The sequence below is a fragment of the Streptomyces pyxinae genome (assembly GCF_024756275.1).
GTDB lineage: Bacteria > Actinomycetota > Actinomycetes > Streptomycetales > Streptomycetaceae > Streptomyces > Streptomyces pyxinae.
On the sequence record NZ_JANUGQ010000001.1, the window covers coordinates 467,136 to 482,860 of the forward strand.

General features: G+C 74.0%; 12 protein-coding genes. 1 reads left to right on the forward strand and 11 read right to left on the reverse strand.

Annotation, left to right across the window (positions count from 1 at the left end; genetic code table 11):
- Nucleotides 1–3: 3 nt before the first annotated feature.
- The 4 genes from NX801_RS01970 to NX801_RS01985 all read right to left on the reverse strand — a co-directional run bounded on the left by NX801_RS01970 (nucleotide 4) and on the right by NX801_RS01985 (nucleotide 4,366).
- On the reverse strand, nucleotides 4–2,379 hold the full coding sequence (locus NX801_RS01970) for a peptidoglycan binding domain-containing protein (RefSeq protein ID WP_428986035.1): 2,376 nt from the start codon (nucleotides 2,377–2,379) through the stop codon (nucleotides 4–6).
- Nucleotides 2,380–2,682: 303 nt separating this feature from the next.
- Nucleotides 2,683–3,060: a DUF6113 family protein gene (locus NX801_RS01975; protein ID WP_258784960.1), complete on the reverse strand. Its 378-nt coding sequence runs from the start codon at nucleotides 3,058–3,060 to the stop codon at nucleotides 2,683–2,685.
- Nucleotides 3,057–3,947, reverse strand: coding sequence for an N-acetyl-1-D-myo-inositol-2-amino-2-deoxy-alpha-D-glucopyranoside deacetylase (gene mshB / locus NX801_RS01980; RefSeq protein WP_258784961.1), 891 nt, complete (start codon nucleotides 3,945–3,947; stop codon nucleotides 3,057–3,059). Before mshB ends, NX801_RS01975 begins: the two co-directional genes overlap by 4 nt.
- Nucleotides 3,948–4,171: 224 nt before the next feature.
- Nucleotides 4,172–4,366 (reverse strand): hypothetical protein, encoded by a 195-nt coding sequence (locus tag NX801_RS01985; protein ID WP_258784962.1) that lies wholly within the window; start codon nucleotides 4,364–4,366, stop codon nucleotides 4,172–4,174.
- Nucleotides 4,367–4,523: 157 nt separating this feature from the next.
- Here NX801_RS01985 and NX801_RS01990 point away from each other — a divergent pair, with 157 nt between their 5' ends.
- Nucleotides 4,524–6,695 carry a S9 family peptidase gene (locus NX801_RS01990; protein ID WP_258784963.1) on the forward strand — a complete coding sequence of 724 codons (2,172 nt, stop codon included), beginning with the start codon at nucleotides 4,524–4,526 and terminating at the stop codon, nucleotides 6,693–6,695.
- A gap of 304 nt (nucleotides 6,696–6,999) precedes the next feature.
- Here NX801_RS01990 and NX801_RS01995 read toward each other — a convergent pair whose 3' ends face one another.
- The 7 genes from NX801_RS01995 to NX801_RS02025 all read right to left on the reverse strand — a co-directional run bounded on the left by NX801_RS01995 (nucleotide 7,000) and on the right by NX801_RS02025 (nucleotide 15,721).
- Complete coding sequence (locus tag NX801_RS01995; protein WP_258784964.1) at nucleotides 7,000–8,070, reverse strand: ABC transporter ATP-binding protein; 1,071 nt, start codon at nucleotides 8,068–8,070, stop codon at nucleotides 7,000–7,002.
- Complete coding sequence (locus tag NX801_RS02000; protein WP_428986036.1) at nucleotides 8,042–9,127, reverse strand: ABC transporter ATP-binding protein; 1,086 nt, start codon at nucleotides 9,125–9,127, stop codon at nucleotides 8,042–8,044. The genes NX801_RS01995 and NX801_RS02000 overlap by 29 nt, the downstream gene beginning before the upstream one ends.
- A 42-nt stretch (nucleotides 9,128–9,169) precedes the next feature.
- The gene (locus tag NX801_RS02005; protein ID WP_258784965.1) at nucleotides 9,170–10,213 is read right to left on the reverse strand and encodes an ABC transporter permease; all 1,044 of its coding nucleotides are present in this window, start codon (nucleotides 10,211–10,213) and stop codon (nucleotides 9,170–9,172) included.
- Nucleotides 10,206–11,129 (reverse strand): ABC transporter permease, encoded by a 924-nt coding sequence (locus NX801_RS02010; RefSeq protein WP_258784966.1) that lies wholly within the window; start codon nucleotides 11,127–11,129, stop codon nucleotides 10,206–10,208. Before NX801_RS02010 ends, NX801_RS02005 begins: the two co-directional genes overlap by 8 nt.
- 158 nt (nucleotides 11,130–11,287) lie before the next feature.
- A complete protein-coding gene (locus NX801_RS02015) occupies nucleotides 11,288–12,934 on the reverse strand; it encodes a peptide ABC transporter substrate-binding protein (RefSeq protein WP_258784967.1) in 1,647 nt (548 codons plus the stop codon).
- A 587-nt stretch (nucleotides 12,935–13,521) separates the two neighbouring features.
- Nucleotides 13,522–14,673 (reverse strand): ABC transporter ATP-binding protein, encoded by a 1,152-nt coding sequence (locus NX801_RS02020; RefSeq protein WP_258784968.1) that lies wholly within the window; start codon nucleotides 14,671–14,673, stop codon nucleotides 13,522–13,524.
- Nucleotides 14,666–15,721 carry an ABC transporter ATP-binding protein gene (locus tag NX801_RS02025; RefSeq protein WP_258784969.1) on the reverse strand — a complete coding sequence of 352 codons (1,056 nt, stop codon included), beginning with the start codon at nucleotides 15,719–15,721 and terminating at the stop codon, nucleotides 14,666–14,668. The genes NX801_RS02020 and NX801_RS02025 overlap by 8 nt, the downstream gene beginning before the upstream one ends.
- Between the last annotated feature and the right edge of the window lie 4 nt (nucleotides 15,722–15,725).

The window sequence follows — 15,725 nt, forward strand, 5'->3', positions numbered from 1 at the left end:
GGATCAGCCCTCGCCGTCCAGCGCGATGGTCTCGGTGCGCTCGGCGGGGGTCTTGCCGAGCAGCGCCGTCTGGAGCGCGTGGGCCACGTCGTCGGCGCCGACCGGGTGCTTCTGGCCGTCGCCCTTGGTGATCATCACACCGTTGAAGGTCCCCTCCAGCAGATCGGTGATCGCCTTCTTGTCGAACACCGGGACCAGCTTCCCGTCCACCGGCTTCATGGAGAGGATCTGCGGCAGCGAACGGTTGGGGCCGAACTGGATCTGCTTGCCGCCGGCCTTGATGGTGACCAGGCCGGACATCGCGGGCTCGGCGAACTCCTTCATCGCCCGGTCCAGCTCGGCCTGGTCGACGGACGGCTGGCGGGTGGTCACCGGCAGCTTCACCGGTCCCGCCTTGCCCGTCTCCACCTGGGTCCGGTAGGCGTCCCGCACGGCGGCCACGGACTGCTTCACGTCCAGGCCGCTGCCGGCCTTGCCGGGTACGGCGACGGCCTTGCCGGGCTTGAAGACGATGGTGCCGTCGTTGGCGGAGCCGGAGACGCCGGCCAGGTCGTTGAGCGCGGCGCTCAGCTTCTCCTCGTCGACCGGGACCACCGGTTCGGCGACGCGTTCGCCGCCGAACAGCGAGCCGATCACCGAGACCGGGTTGTAGTCGCTGCCCGCGGCGGCCCGGACGGTCTCCTCGTTGTCCAGGCTGAGGCCCGCCTTCGCCGGGTCCAGCTCCGCCGTCCGGCCGCCGACATCGAGCTTGAGCGGCGACCCGGCCCGCTGGCCGAAGGCCGTCCGCATCTTGGCGACGGCCTCCTCCTTGGTGCCGCCGCCGATGTCGAGCCCGAGGACGGTGGTCCCCTTGGGCACGTCGGAGTGGTTGAGCAGCAGTCCGGCGCCGTAGGCGACACCAGCCAGGCCGACCACCCCGGCGGCGAGCAGGACCAGCTTGGAGCGGCCCTTCTTCTTCGGCGCCCGGCCCGGGGCCCCCGGGGACGACGAGGAGGCCGGGGCCTTGGGCGCGGGCGCCGGGGCGCCGGCGGACGGGCTGCGACCGGGGCCGCCCGGACGGCCGGGTGCCGGGTCGCGGAGGGCCGGCGGGGTGCGGTCGGCGGCGGGCACCACCGGGATGCCGCTGGTGAGCGTGTCACCGGACACCTGGCCGCCGCCACCCTTGGGCCGGCCACCCGCCGGGCCGCGACCGCCGCCCCGGGGGCCGGCCGGACCGGCCGGTCCGCTCCGGCCGGGGCCGGGCGCCGGCTGCTGGGGGGTCAGTACGGCGGTGTCGTCGGCGCGCCAGGGCCCGGTGCCGTCACCGCCGGCCGACGGGCCGGTCCCGCCGGGCATGTCGAATCCGGCCGTGTCGAACCCGGGGGAGCCGAACGCGGGCGTGCCGTGTGCCGGGGTGCCGGGCGGGGGCACCTGGGGCAGCGGATTGAAGGCGGAGGTGGCCTCGGGGTCGTCATAGCCCGGGGCGGGCTCCGGGAGGCCGTCGAGCGGGGCGCCGTCGTGCTGGGCGCCGGCCGGCGTGCCGCCGTCGAGCGGGGCGCCGGCGCCGAACAGATTGGTGCCGACCGTGCTGTTGCCGGTCATCGGGCCGGTGGTGCGGCCGGCGGGCCCCCGGGAGCCGGTCGGCCGGACGGGCAGCGGCTCCCGGTGCCCGTCGCCGGGCTCCTCCGGGGTGTGGCCGTCCTGGCCGGCGCCGCCGGGGGCGTCCGAGAAGTACGGCATCCCCACCGGGCCTGCCGGGCCGCCCTGGCCGGAGCCGTCGGGCAGGCCAAGCCCGTCGGGGCCGGCGCCCGGGCCGGCCGGCGCGGGTGCGCCGGGGCCGTCGGCGGGCAGGGTGAAGCCGGCCCCGTCGGTGCCACCGGGGGCGGCGGGCGGCGGGGTGGCCGCGACCGGCTTGCGCGGGGCGAACCAGTCGCTGGTCGGCTTCTCCTCGGCCGGCCTGGCCTCGGCCGCCCGCTCCGGCGCGGGGCGCTCGGGCGCCGCGTCGGTGCGCGCGGCACCGTCCGGGCGCCCGGCGTCCGGACGGCCGGGCCGGTCCGCCCGGTCGGTCCGGACGTTCCCCCCGGCGGCGGACGCGGACGGCTCCGCGTCCGGACCGGTCGGCGTCCCTGGTCCGGCGTCCACGTCGCTCATCGGCGTCCGCATGACGACGGGCGGAATCGGCCGCGAACCCGGGATGTTGATCCGGATACGGGTCGTCAGCGTGGTCTCGGTCCTCGGTTCGTCCGGCTGGGCCGTCATATCGCCGGACTCCTCCGGAGCGTCCTGCGTCGGGTGCGGCGACGGGTACTGGCGCGATCCGTACGGCGGTGTCCCCGAGGGGTACGCGGCTCCGCCGCGCCCCTGGGGGCCGGAGGACGAACTGTCAGTTTCACGACTCAAAGCAGGTTCTCCTGGTTGGCTCCGCCGCCCGCTCTTACACGTACGGGCGCCCGGCGGCGCGCACCACCATACTGGCCGCGCACCGGGGGCACCCCGCGACCGGGGGAACCGGAACGGTCAATACGCCCCAAGTCCGGGCACGTCGCGCACCGGACGACGGACTGACAGCGACGGGCCGACGGGCCGCCGGCACACTGTCACCCACGGGCGGCACCGTGCCGGCGGACCGGCGGCGTAAGGACCGCGGACCAGTGACGCACTGGCTGTGGACCGGCCGTGGACCGACTGCGGACCGACGGTGGACTACGGACGGGTCCGGGGCACGGTGGCGCAGATCACGGCGACCGCCATGCCGCCCAGCAGATAGACCGTCTCCGGCAGTCCGCCCCAGAAGACCTGGTCGCCCTCGGAGCGGCCGAAGGCGAGCAGGATCACGGCGACCAGCCAGCCCACGCCGGGCGCGGCGACGCCCAGTTGGCCGCCGGCCGCCCGCAGCCCGCCGTAGAAGAGCCCGGCGCAGCCCGCCAGCGCCAGCAGCAACCCGCCGGGGAACCAGAGGCTTTGGACCAGCGCGCCGGCACAGCCGACCAGCGCGCCGAGCAGGACGAGACCGGCGAGCCCGGCGAGCCGGCCGGGCCGGAACCGGAGCGGCCGGGCCATCGGGGAACCCTGGGCACTCATGCGGTCACCCCCGCGAAGAGGTCGTGCTCCCGCTCGCCCGCCGGGGCGCCGCCGGTGCCGCGCGCCAGCTCGTAGTACTCGGTGGTGAGGAGCGGCTGGCCCAGCCCGTTGGAGAGGGCGAAGTAGTCGCCGTGGACGGTGATCTGGGTCGCGTGCGCCCGCATGGCGGCCCGCTTGCGGTCCGCGTGGGCGGCGCCGTCGATCTCGGCGGTGATCCGTTCCCCGGGCACCACGCCCGGCACGTCCGCCACCGAGGCGACGGCGGGGAAGCCCGCGCCGCCCTCGGCGCGCAGCCGGGCGAAGCCGGCCTCGACGGCGCCGCGCGGCACCCGGTTCCAGTAGATCTTGGGGATCTCGTACGGTTCGCCCAGATCGCGCCGGTACGCCCGCTCGCCGGCCAGCTCGGCGGCGCGCATCGCCACCCGGTGGGCCTGGATGTGGTCGGGGTGGCCGTAGCCGCCGTCCGGGTCGTAGGTGACGAGCACCTGGGGCCGCCGGTCGCGGACGATCTCCACCAGGTGCGCCGCCGCCTCGTCCACCTCGGTGTTCCAGAAGGCGCCGGGGCGCCGGTTCTGCGGGGCGCCCATCATCCCGGAGTCCCGGAACCGGCCGCTCCCGCCCAGGAAGAGGTGGTCGGTGACGCCCAGCTCCTTCATGGCGTCGCCCAGTTCGGAGACCCGGTGGGCGCCGAGCCGGTCCTCCCGGTCGGGCGCCAGATGGGCCAGGCCGGGCGGGATGACCTCGCCCTCCTCGCCGAGGGTGCAGGTCACCAGCGTCACCAGGGCGCCCTCGGCCGCGTACCTGGCCATGGTGGCGCCGTTGTTGATCGACTCGTCGTCGGGGTGCGCGTGCACCAGGAGCAGACGACGGCCGGAGAGATCCGTCATGGAGACACTCTAGAAGGGCGGGCCCCACCCGGCGGGCATCCGGCCGCCCTCTTCCGCACCGGGCCCCGCCGCCCCCGGGCCGGTCGCGTGAGCCGGGCGCGACCGCCGGTGGAGGCGGCGGGACACGCCCGGGATCCGGCGACCGGAAGAATGTCTGGAAAACGCCGCCGGTGCTTACCGGCGGGGAACCGGGGAAGGCGCCGTAACAGTCGAAGGAAGCGACACTAGAACTTGAGGCCGCCGATCATGCCCGCCACATTCGTGGTCACCTCGTTGATGGTGGGCCCGATGGACGAGCTGGCCAGGTAGAAGCCGAGCAACATGCAGATCGCCGCGTGTCCGAACTTCAGCCCGGATTTCCGGACCAGCAGGAAGACGACGATCGCCAGCAGCACCACCACCGAGATCGAGAGTGCCACGGCGGTTCACCTCCACACAGAGACGGTCGGGAACGAGCAGCGTGCATGTGCCGGGTGAGGGATACCCACCTTGTGCTACGGATCATAACTATCCGTTCGCCCGCATCGATCGGTGCACGGCAGCATTGGGGGGCGCACGGACGCTAGTTTCGGTCATATGACATCGCGGCAACAGCACTCGTTTCCCCGCCAGTACGCCAGGACCCAGCGCTTCACGCTCGGCGCCCCCCGCTCGTTCACCGTCGCCCCGGACGGCTCCCGGGTGGTCTTCCTGCGCTCCCCGTCCGGGACCAGCCGCGCCAACCGCCTCTGGGTGCTGGACCTTTCGGGCCCGGGGGGTGCTGCGGGTCCGGAGGGTCCGGCGGTCGAGCGGGAGGTGGCCGACCCGGAGGCGCTACTGGGCGGCGCGGACGAGGAGTTGTCCGCGGAGGAGCGGGCCCGGCGGGAGCGCACCCGGGAGGGCTCCGGTGGCATCGTGGGCTACGCGGTGGACGCCGCCGTGGAGTTGGCCGCGTTCACCCTCTCCGGTCGGCTGTTCACGGCGGAGCTGCGCGCCGGGACGGTACGCGAACTCCCCGCCCCCGGGCCGGTGATCGACCCGCGCCCCGCGCCGGACGGCCGGCACCTCGCGTATGTGGTGGACGGCGCGCTGCGGGTCATCGGGGCCGAGGGCGACGGCGACCGGGAGCTGGCCGCGCCGGAGGACGGCCATGTCACCTACGGGCTGGCCGAGTTCATCGCCGCCGAGGAGATGGGCCGCACCCGGGGCTTCTGGTGGTCGCCGGAGTCGGACCGGCTGCTGGTGGCGCGGGCCGACGACCGCGCGGTACGGCGCTGGTGGATCTCCGACCCGGCCCACCCGGACCGGCGGCCCGCCGAGGTGGCGTACCCGGCCGCGGGCACCGACAACGCGGAGGTACGGCTGCTGCTGCTGGGCCTGGACGGCTCGCGCACCGAGGTGGAGTGGGACCGGGAGCGGTATCCCTATCTGGCCCGGGTGCACTGGTCGGCGGCCGGTCCGCCGCTGCTGCTGGTGCAGAGCCGGGACCAGCGGAGCCTGCGGTACCTGGCGGTGGACTCGGAGTCGGGCGCCACCCGGACCGTCCGGGAGGACACCGACCCGGTCTGGCTGGAGCTGCTGCCCGGGGTGCCGGCCTGGACGCCGGACGGCCGGCTGGTGCGGATCACCGATCAGGGTGACGAGGAGGGCGGGGCCCGGGTGCTGGCGGTCGGCGACCGGGTGCTCACCGGGGCGGCGACCCAGATCTGCGCGGTGCTGGACATCGGCGCGGACGACCTGCTGGTCTCGGCCACGGCGGGCGAGGCGGCGGACGCCCCGGAGACCGGCGAGGTCCATGTGTACCGGGTCGGTGAGCGGGGCGCCGAGCGGATCTCCGAGGGCCCGGGCGTCCATGGGGCGGTGCGCTCCGGCGGGGTCACCGTGCTGGTGTCGGCGGTGCCCGGGGAGCCGGGGAGCCGGGCCCGGGTGCTGCGGGACGGCGAGCGGGTCGCGGAGCTCGTCTCGTACGCCGAGCGGCCGGCGCTCTCGCCGCGGCTGACGCTCACCGAGGCCGGGCCGGACCGGATCCCCTGCGCGGTGCTGCTGCCGAGCGCCTGGCGGGAGGGCGACGGGCCGCTGCCGGTGCTGCTCGACCCGTACGGCGGTCCGCACGGCCGGCGGGTGCTGGCGGCCCACCATCCGCATCTGACCTCCCAGTGGTTCGCCGAACAGGGGTTCGCGGTGGTCGTCGCGGACGGGCGGGGCACCCCGGGCCGGTCGCCCGCCTGGGAGAAGGCGATCGCGGGCCGGCTCACCCGCACCCTGGACGACCAGGTGGCGGCGCTCCGGGCGCTGGCCGGGCGGTTCCCGCTGGACCTGGACCGGGTGGCGATCCGGGGCTGGTCGTTCGGCGGCTGGCTGGCCGGTCTGGCGGTGCTGCGGCGGCCCGATGTCTTCCACGCGGCGGTGGTGGGCGCCCCGGTGACCGACCAGCGGCTGTACGACACCCACTACACCGAGCGGTACCTCGGACTGCCCCAGGAGGCGCCGGAGGCGTACGCCGCCAACTCGCTGGTCACCGACGACGGGCTGGCCGCCCCGGAGAACCCGGCCCGCCCGATGATGATCGTCCACGGACTGGCCGACGACAACGTGGTGATGGCCCACACCCTGCGGCTCTCCTCGGCGCTGCTGGCCGCCGGCCGGCCGCACGAGGTGCTGCCGCTGACCGGGGTCACCCACATCACCCCGCAGGAACAGGTGGCGGAGAACCTGCTGCTGCTTCAGGTGGACTTCCTGAAGCGCTCGCTGGGCCTGCCCCGCGACTGAGCCCGGGACCGCCGGGGAGAGCCGGTGCGGGCCGGGACACGGCGCTCCGGACACAGTGCTCCGGACACGGCGACCGGCCGGGACACGCCATGTCGTCCCGGCCGGTCCGGACGGCACCCGCACGGCCGTACGGTGACGAGCCTGCCGCGTCCGTATATCGGTACGGGGTCGGCCGAGTTGCCCGCGCGTTAACGAGCGTGCGGGCCCCCGGGGGCCGCGTGGCGGCGGAGGCGCGGGCCCCGGGCCGCGCGTTGACGGGGGGCGGGGCCCCGGGCCGGCGACGGAGCCGTGCCGCCGGAGCGGCTCAGGCCGCCCCCTCCGCCGGCACCACCCGGCGCTCCTCCGCGAAGTGGCAGGCCGAGGGATGCCGGGCCGGGGTACGGCCGTCCCGGAACGCCTCCGGCACCGCCAGCGCCGGGACCTCCACCGCGCACCGCTCCCGCGCCTTCCAGCAGCGGGTGCGGAAGCGGCAGCCGGACGGCGGGTCGGCGGGCGAGGGCACGTCCCCGGAGAGCAGGATCCGGGCGCGCCGGTCGCGGGCGGCCGGGTCGGGGACCGGCACGGCGGAGAGCAGCGCCTGGGTGTACGGGTGGGTCGGGTGGTCGTAGATCTGGGTGTCGGTGCCGGTCTCCACCGTCCGGCCCAGGTACATCACGCCGATCCGGTCGGAGATGTGCCGCACCACCGACAGGTCGTGGGCGATGAAGACATAGGCCAGCCCGAACCGCCGCTGGAGCCCGGCCAGCAGATTGACCACCTGGGCCTGCACCGAGACGTCCAGCGCGGAGACCGGCTCGTCGGCCACGATGATCTCGGGGCGCAGCGCCAGTCCCCGGGCGATGCCGATGCGCTGGCGCTGGCCGCCGGAGAACTGGTGCGGATAGCGGTTCAGATGCCCGGGGTCGAGCCCGACCACCTCCAGCAGCTCCCGCACCCGGCGGCGCCGGTCGCCCCTGGGGGCCACCTCGGGGTGTATCTCGTACGGCTCCCCCACGATGTCCCCGACCGTCATGCGCGGGTTGAGCGAGGTGTACGGGTCCTGGAAGACCATCTGGATGTTCCGGCGCACCGCCTTCAGCGCCCGCCCGGAGAGCCGGGTGATGTCCTCGCCCCGGTAGCGGATCTGTCCGGCGGTCGGCCGCTCCAGACTGACCAGCAGCCGGGCGAGGGTGGACTTGCCGCAGCCGGACTCCCCCACGACGCCCAGGGTCTCGCCCGCGCCGAGCCGGAAGGAGACCCCGTCCACCGCCCGGACGGCGCCGGTCCGCCGCCGGATCAGGCCGCCGCCGGTGAGCGGGTAGTGCTTGACCAGGTCCCGCACCTCCAGGACCGGTTCGGCCGCCCGCTCAGACAGCGGCGCTGATGTCGGCGTCATCGAGTGTCTCCCTCCAGAAGTGACAGGCACTGCGCCGCCCCCCGGCGCCCCCGGCATCCCAGGCCCTCCGGGCCTCCCCGCCGTCCCCGGCGCCCCGACCGTCGCCGCCGGCCCCGGCGACCTGACCCTCCCCGGCGACCGGGAAGAGCGGCGGTTCGTCGGTGCGGCAGAGGTCCCGGGCGCGGGGACAGCGCGGATGGAAGGCGCAGCCAGCCGGGAGGGCGGTGAGGCCGGGCGGCAGTCCCTTGATCGCGTACAGCTCCCGGCCCTTCCGGTCGAGCCGGGGGATGGAGTCGAGCAGGCCCCGGGTGTAGGGGTGCGCGGGCGCCCGGTAGAGGTCGTGGACCGGGGCGGTCTCCACGATCCGGCCCGCGTACATCACCGCGATCCGGTCGGCCACGTCCGCGACCACGCCGAGGTCGTGGGTGATCAGCACCAGGGCGGTGCCGGTCTCCCGGCGCAGCTCGGCGAGCAGGTCCATCACCTGGGCCTGCACGGTGACGTCCAGCGCGGTGGTCGGCTCGTCGGCGATGATCAGGGCGGGCTCCAGGGCGATCGCCATGGCGATCATGATCCGCTGGCGCATCCCGCCGCTGAACTGGTGCGGGTACTGGCCCGCCCGCTGCCGGGCGGCCGGGATGCGCACCCGGTCCATCAGCTCCACCGCCCGGGCCCGGGCGTCCCTGCGGGACATCCCCCGGTGCACGGTGAACATCTCGGCCAGCTGGTCGCCCACGGTGAGGACCGGGTTGAGCGCCGAGAGGGCGTCCTGGAAGACCATCGCCATCTCCGCGCCCCGCACCGCCCGCCGGGCGTCCTCCGGCAGGGTGAGCAGGTCCCGGCCCCGGAAGAGGATCCGGCCGCCGGTGATCCGGCCGGGCGGGGTGTCCAGGATGCCCATGACCGCCTGGGCGGTGACCGACTTGCCGGAGCCGGACTCCCCCAGCACCGCCAGGGTCTCCCCCGCGTCCACCCCGTAGCTCACCCCGTTGACGGCACGGGCGATCCCGTCCCGGGTGCGGAACTCGACCCGCAGGTCCTGTACGTCGAGCAGCATCGTGGCGGCCTCCTTCGGTGCGTTCGGGCGGGGGGTGCGGGCTCAGGCCAGCTTCGGATCGAGGGCGTCGCGCACGGCGTCGCCCAGCATGATGAAGGCGAGCACGGTGACGCTGAGCGCCCCGGCCGGCCAGAGCAGCATGTGCGGGGCGTTGCGGATCTGCGGGGCGGCGTTGGAGATGTCGATGCCCCAGGAGACGGTGGGCGGCCGCAGCCCGACCCCCAGGAAGGAGAGGGTGGCCTCCAGCGCGATATAGGTGCCGAGCGCGATGGTGGCGACCACGATGACCGGGGCCACCGCGTTGGGCGCCACGTGCCGCAGCAGGGTCCGGCCGGGGCCCGCGCCGAGCGCCCGGGCGGCCTGCACGTAGTCGTGCTCCTTGGCGGTGAGCACCGAGCCCCGGGCGATCCGCGCCACCTGGGGCCAGCCGAGCAGCACGATGAAGCCGACCACCGGCCAGACGGTGTCGCTGGTCACCACGGAGAGGAAGACCAGCCCGCCGAGCACGACCGGGATGCCGAAGAAGACGTCCGCGATCCGCGAGAGCAGCGCGTCCCACCAGCCGCCGAAGAAGCCCGCCGCCCCGCCCAGCAGGCCGCCGAGCAGCGCGGCGCCCACGGTGGCGCAGATCCCGACGGTGAGGGAGGCGCGGGCCCCGTACACGGTCCGGGTGTAGACGTCGCAGCCCTGGGTGTCGTACCCGAACGGGTGACCTGGCGCCGAGCCCTCCTGGGAGCGTTCCAGGTCGCAGCGGAGCGGGTCGCCGCCCGCGATCAGCTGCGGCCAGAGGGAGATCAGCACCAGAAAGAGGATGAGCAGCGCGGAGAGCAGGAAGACCGGGTTCCGGCGGAGCTGGTGCCAGGCGTCGGTCCGCAGGCTGCGCGGCCGGCCGCCGGGCTCCCCGGGGGCCGGGCCCGCCGGTGCTCCCGTTCCCTCCGGGGCCGTGATGCCGGGTTCCCCGGGGACGGGGCTCGCCGGTCGCTCCGGGGCCGTCAGGCTCCGGGCCTCGCCGGCGGCCAGGTCCATGGCGCCGCCCGCGCCGGTGGGGGCGACGGCCTCGTTGGGGTTCTCGTACGGCTCAGGCATGGCGGATCCTCGGGTCCAGGACCGCGTAGCCCAGGTCGACCAGCAGATTGGCCAGCAGGAAGACGATCACCAGCACGGTCACGAAGCCGACCACGGTGGGCGCGTTGTTGCGCAGAATGCCCTGGTAGAGCTGGTAGCCGACGCCGTGGATGTTGAAGATCCGCTCGGTGACGATCGCCCCGCCCATCAGCGCGCCCACATCGGCGCCGATGAAGGTGACCACCGGGATGAGTGAGTTCCGCAGGATGTGGTGGGTCACCACCCGCCGCCGGGGCAGTCCCTTGGCGACGGCGGTACGGACGTAATCGGCGCGGGCGTTCTCCGCGACCGCCGTCCGGGTGAGCCGGGTGACGTACGCGAGCGAGACCAGTGCCAGCACCACCCCGGGCAGCAGCAGTTCGGCGAAGGTCGCGTCGAAGGAGACCGAGGGCCGCACCCAGCCCCATTTCACCCCGAGGAGGAACTGGAGGAGGTAGCCGGAGACGAAGGTCGGCACCGAGACGACGACCAGGGTGAGCACCAGCAGCCCGGTGTCCAGCGGGCGGCCCCGCCGCAGCCCGCTGATCACCCCGAAGGCGATCCCGGCGACCACCTCGACGGCCACCGCCACCAGGGTCAGCCGGAGGGTGACCGGGAAGGCGTCGGCCATCAGCTCCAGGACCGGGCGGCCGTTGAAGGCGGTGCCGAAGTCGCCCCGGAAGATCTGGGCCATGTAGTGCAGATACTGCCGCCAGAGCGGCTGGTCGAGGTGGAGGTCCTGCCGGATCCGGGCGGCGGTGGCGGGGTCGGGCGCCTTGTCCCCGAACAGGGCGGCCACCGGGTCCCCGAGGGCGTACACCAGCAGGAAGATCAGGAAGGTGCTGCCGATGAAGACCGGGATCATCTGGAGCAGCCGGCGGATCACATGACGTCCCATGGGCGGCCTCCCTCCGGGGGGTGCGGTGCGGCGGCGGGTTCGGGCGAGCGCGGTCAGGAGCGGACGGGCCCGGTCGGGACCCGGCGGGTGCGGTCAGAACCGGGCGGGTGCGGCCGGACCGGCTGGGTGCGGCCGGATGCGGCCGGGCCCGGGCGGGGTCAGGCGACCGCGATCCGGTCGTAGACGGGGACGCTGAACTGGTTGAGGGTCACCCCCGACACCCGCTCCGACCAGCCGGCGGAGCCGTTCTGGTACCAGAGCGGGATGGCGGGCATCCGCTCCGCGAGCAGCCGTTCGGCCGCCTGGTAGTGGCGGACGGCCACCGCCGGGTCGGCCTCCCGGTTGGCCCGGTCCAGCAGCGCGTCGAACGCCTTGTCGCTGAACTTGCCGTAGTTGGAGGAGCCGCCGGTCGAGTAGAGCGGCTCCAGGAAGTTCTGGATCAGCGGATAGTCGGCCTGCCAGCCGGAGCGGAAGGGGCCGGTGAGCTTGTAGGTGGTGGTGCGGTTGCGGAAGTCCGCGAAGGTGCCGACCGGGTCGACCGTGCAGACCGGGCCCCGGCCGAGCGCGTTGTTGACACTGTTGCAGACGGCGTCCATCCAGGCGCGGTGGGAGCCGGTGTCCACATTGGAGGTGAGCGTCACCCGGCCCCCGGGCAGCCCGCCGCCCTCCGCGATCAGCCGCTTGGCCCGGGCGGGGTCGTAGACACAGGCGTCGCCGCAGAGGTCCGTCCAACCGCCGGGGGCGCCGAGCGCCTGCGAGGTCCAGTCGGAGGCGGGGGTGCGGGTGCGCATGAAGATCTTCTCGGTGATCCGCTTCCGATCGATCGCCATCGACAGCCCCCGCCGGACCTTCTCCATCCCCGGCCGGGTCCAGGCCCGCTGATAGAAGGGGAAGACCAGGGTCTGGGTGATCAGGGCCGGCTGGTTGACATACCGGTCGCCGAGGTCCTTCTCCACGTGCTTGAGCTGCTGCGCCGGGACGTCGTCCACCAGGTCGAGGTTGCCGGCCAGCAGATCGGTGTAGGCGGTGTTGTTGTCGGTGTAGACGATCAGGTCGATCCCGCCGTTGCGGGCCTTGTCGGGCCCCCGGTAGCCGTCCCAGCGGCGCAGCTTCATCCCGCCGCCCTTGGTGTACGACCGCACGGCGTACGGCCCGTTGCCGACCGGCTTGTCCAGCCAGGCGTCATGGTCCTCGAAGAACGCCCGGGGCAGCGGCATGAACGCCTGGTAGCCCAGCGTCTGCGGCCAGATCGCGAAGGGTTCCTTCAGGGTGACGGCGAAGGTACGCGCGTCCCTGACCCGCAGTCCGCTCAGCGACCTGGCGCGGGCGGCGCCGGATTCGGGGTGGACCTCCTCGTAGCCGGCGATGTCGCTGAAGAAGGCGGAGTTGTTCTGCTTGTTGTCCACATGGGCGGCGTAGTTCCAGGCGTCGGTGAAGGAACGCGCGGTGACCGGCTCGCCGTTGCTGAACCGCCAGCCCGCCTTGAGGGTGATGGTGAAGGTGCGCGAGTCGGTGGTGTCGATCCGCTCGGCCACCATGTCCTGCGCGGCGCCGGTCCGGGGGTCGTACCGCTTGAGCCCCCGGAAGACCATGTCGAGGACCTTGCCGCCCTGGACCTCGTTGGTGTTGGCCGGCTCCAGCGGATTCTGCGGGTCGCCCCAGGAGGAGCTGACGATCGCGTCGGGCCCGCGCCCCCGGTCGTTCCCGCCCCCGCCGCAGGCCGCCGCGCCGGTGAGGAGCGCCAGCACCGGGAGGGCCGCCACCACCGCGCGCACGGCCCGGGGGCCCGGTCTCGCTCGGCGCATGGTGCCTCCCGCTGCTGGTGGCCTGGCCCCCCATATCACCCCGTACCGCCCCGAACCGCACCCCTGGTTCGGCCGTCGGTGTGGTGGGGGGTACGCCTCCGGGCCCGGCGGGCGGTACGGCATCTGCCTGGCGGTAGGGCTCCGGGGACCGGCCGGTGCGGAGCCGTCCCCCGGCTTGGCGCGGCTCCGGGCCGCGATCCGGCGTGGCACGGCTCCGGAGGCCGGGACGGTACGCCTCCGGGCCCGGCGGGCGGCCGGCCACCGGGGCGGTGCGGTGGCCGGCGACCCGTACCGGCACATGGGCGGCCCACCCGCGGAGTCGTACAGCGGCGACACCGTCCCGGTGCCGTACGGCCGGCGGACGGCCCTCGCCCCCACCGGGCACGGCCCGTCCGGCGGCCACCGGCTCGTCCACCGGGCACGGCCCGTCCGGCGGTCACCGGCTCGTTCCCCCGGGCACGCCGGTCCGGCGGCCACCGGGCACGGGCGGCTCACCGCCACCGGGCGCGGGCCGGACATGGCGGGGCGCCCCCGGCCGGGATGGCCGGGGGCGCCCCCGTACGCCTGGAACGAACCGCCGGAGGGTGTCAGGCGGCGTGCACCACGTCCTTCTCCTCGGCGAAGTGGCAGGCCGACTCGTGCTCGGCCGGGCTGCCCGAGCCCTTGAAGCGCGCCGGGACCGCCAGCAGCGGCACATCGGTGGCGCACTTCTCCTCCGCCTTCCAGCACCGGGTGCGGAAGCGGCAGCCGGACGGCGGGTTGGCCGGAGAGGGGACATCGCCCGTGAGGATGATCCGCTCGCGGCCCTCCCGGGCCGCCGGGTCGGGCACTGGGACCGCCGACAGCAGCGCCTGGGTGTAGGGGTGCGTCGGGTGGTCGTAGATCTGCGCGTCGGTGCCGATCTCGGCCATCTTGCCGAGGTACATCACACCGACCCGGTCCGAGATGTGCCGGACGATCGACAGGTCGTGGGCGATGAAGACATAGCTCAGGTTGAACTCGTCCTGGAGCTTCTCCATCAGGTTGATGACCTGCGCCTGCACCGACACGTCGAGCGCGGAGACCGGCTCGTCGCAGATGATGATCTCCGGGTTGAGCGCCAGACCACGCGCGATGCCGATGCGCTGGCGCTGGCCGCCGGAGAACTGGTGCGGATAGCGGTTGATGTACTCGGGGTTGAGCCCGACCACGTCCAGCAGCTCCTGCACCTTGCGGCGCCGGTCGCCCTTCGGGGCCACCTCGGGGTGGATGTCGAAGGGCTCCCCGATGATGTCGCCCACCGTCATACGGGGGTTGAGCGAGGTGTACGGGTCCTGGAACACCATCTGGATGTTCCGGCGCACCGCCTTCAGCGCCCGCCCGGAGAGCCGGGTGATGTCCTGGCCCTTGTAGAACACCTCGCCTGCGGTGGCCCGTTCGAGGTTCATCAGCAGCTTGGCCACGGTGGACTTGCCGCAGCCGGACTCGCCCACGATGCCCAGGGTCTCGCCCTGGTACAGGTCGAAGGAGACGCCGTCCACGGCCTTCACCGCGCCGACCTGCTTCTTGAACAGGATGCCCTGGGTCAGCGGGAAGTGCTTGACCAGGTCGCGCACCTGGAGGATCGGCTCACCGCGCTCGACGGGGGCCTCGATGGCGGCTACGGCCTCCGCCTCGGTGGCCGCGTCGACGGTCTCGACCTCGGTGACGTTGGGAGTCGCGTCCACGGCGTCCGCGCCGGTCTTCCTCAGCTCAGCCATGGATGGTCTCCTTCCAGAAGTGGCAGGCGCTGCGCCGTCCGGGCAGCTCGCCGCCGTCCCGCTCGGTGACCGGCACCAGGGCCGGGATCTCCGTGCGGCAGATGTCCTCCGCCTTCGGGCAGCGCGGGTTGAAGGCGCAACCGGTCGGCACGTTCAGCAGGTTGGGCGGCAGGCCCTTGATCGCGTAGAGCTCCTGGCCCTTCTGGTCCAGCCGGGGGATGGAGTCCAGCAGGCCCCGGGTGTAGGGGTGCGCGGGCCGCTTGTACAGCTCGTGCACCGGCGCCTGCTCCACGATCCGGCCGGCGTACATGACCGCGATCTTGTCCGCGACGTCGGCCACCACGCCGAGGTCGTGGGTGATGAGGATCAGGCCCATGTTGTACTCGCGCTGGAGCTCCGCGAGCAGGTCCATCACCTGCGCCTGCACGGTCACGTCGAGCGCGGTGGTCGGCTCGTCCGCGATGATCAGGTCGGGCTCCAGGGCGAGCGCCATGGCGATCATGATGCGCTGGCGCATACCGCCGGAGAACTGGTGGGGGTAGTCGTCGACCCGCGCCGAGGCGGCGGGGATCTTGACCTTGTCCATCAGCTCGACGGCCTTGGCCCGGGCCGCCTTCTTGGAGAGGCCCTGGTGCACCCGGAACATCTCGCCGAGCTGGTAGCCCACGGTCAGCACCGGGTTCAGCGAGGAGAGCGCGTCCTGGAAGATCATGGCGATCCGCCGGCCGCGGATCTTCCGCCGCTCCTCATTGGACATCTTCAGCATGTCCTGGCCGCGGAAGAAGATCTCGCCGCGCGGGATCCGGCCGGGCGGCATGTCCAGGATGCCCATGATCGCCTGGGCGGTGACGGACTTGCCGGAGCCGGACTCGCCCAGCACCGCCAGCGTCTCGCCGGCGCTCACGCTGTAGTTGACTCCGTTGACCGCCTTGGCCACCCCGTCGCGGGTGTGGAACTCCACGTGCAGGTCACGGACTTCGAGGAGCGGGCCCTCATGGTCGCCGCCCCGGGACACGGGGACGGTCGCGGTCTTGTCGATGGTGGTCACGTAC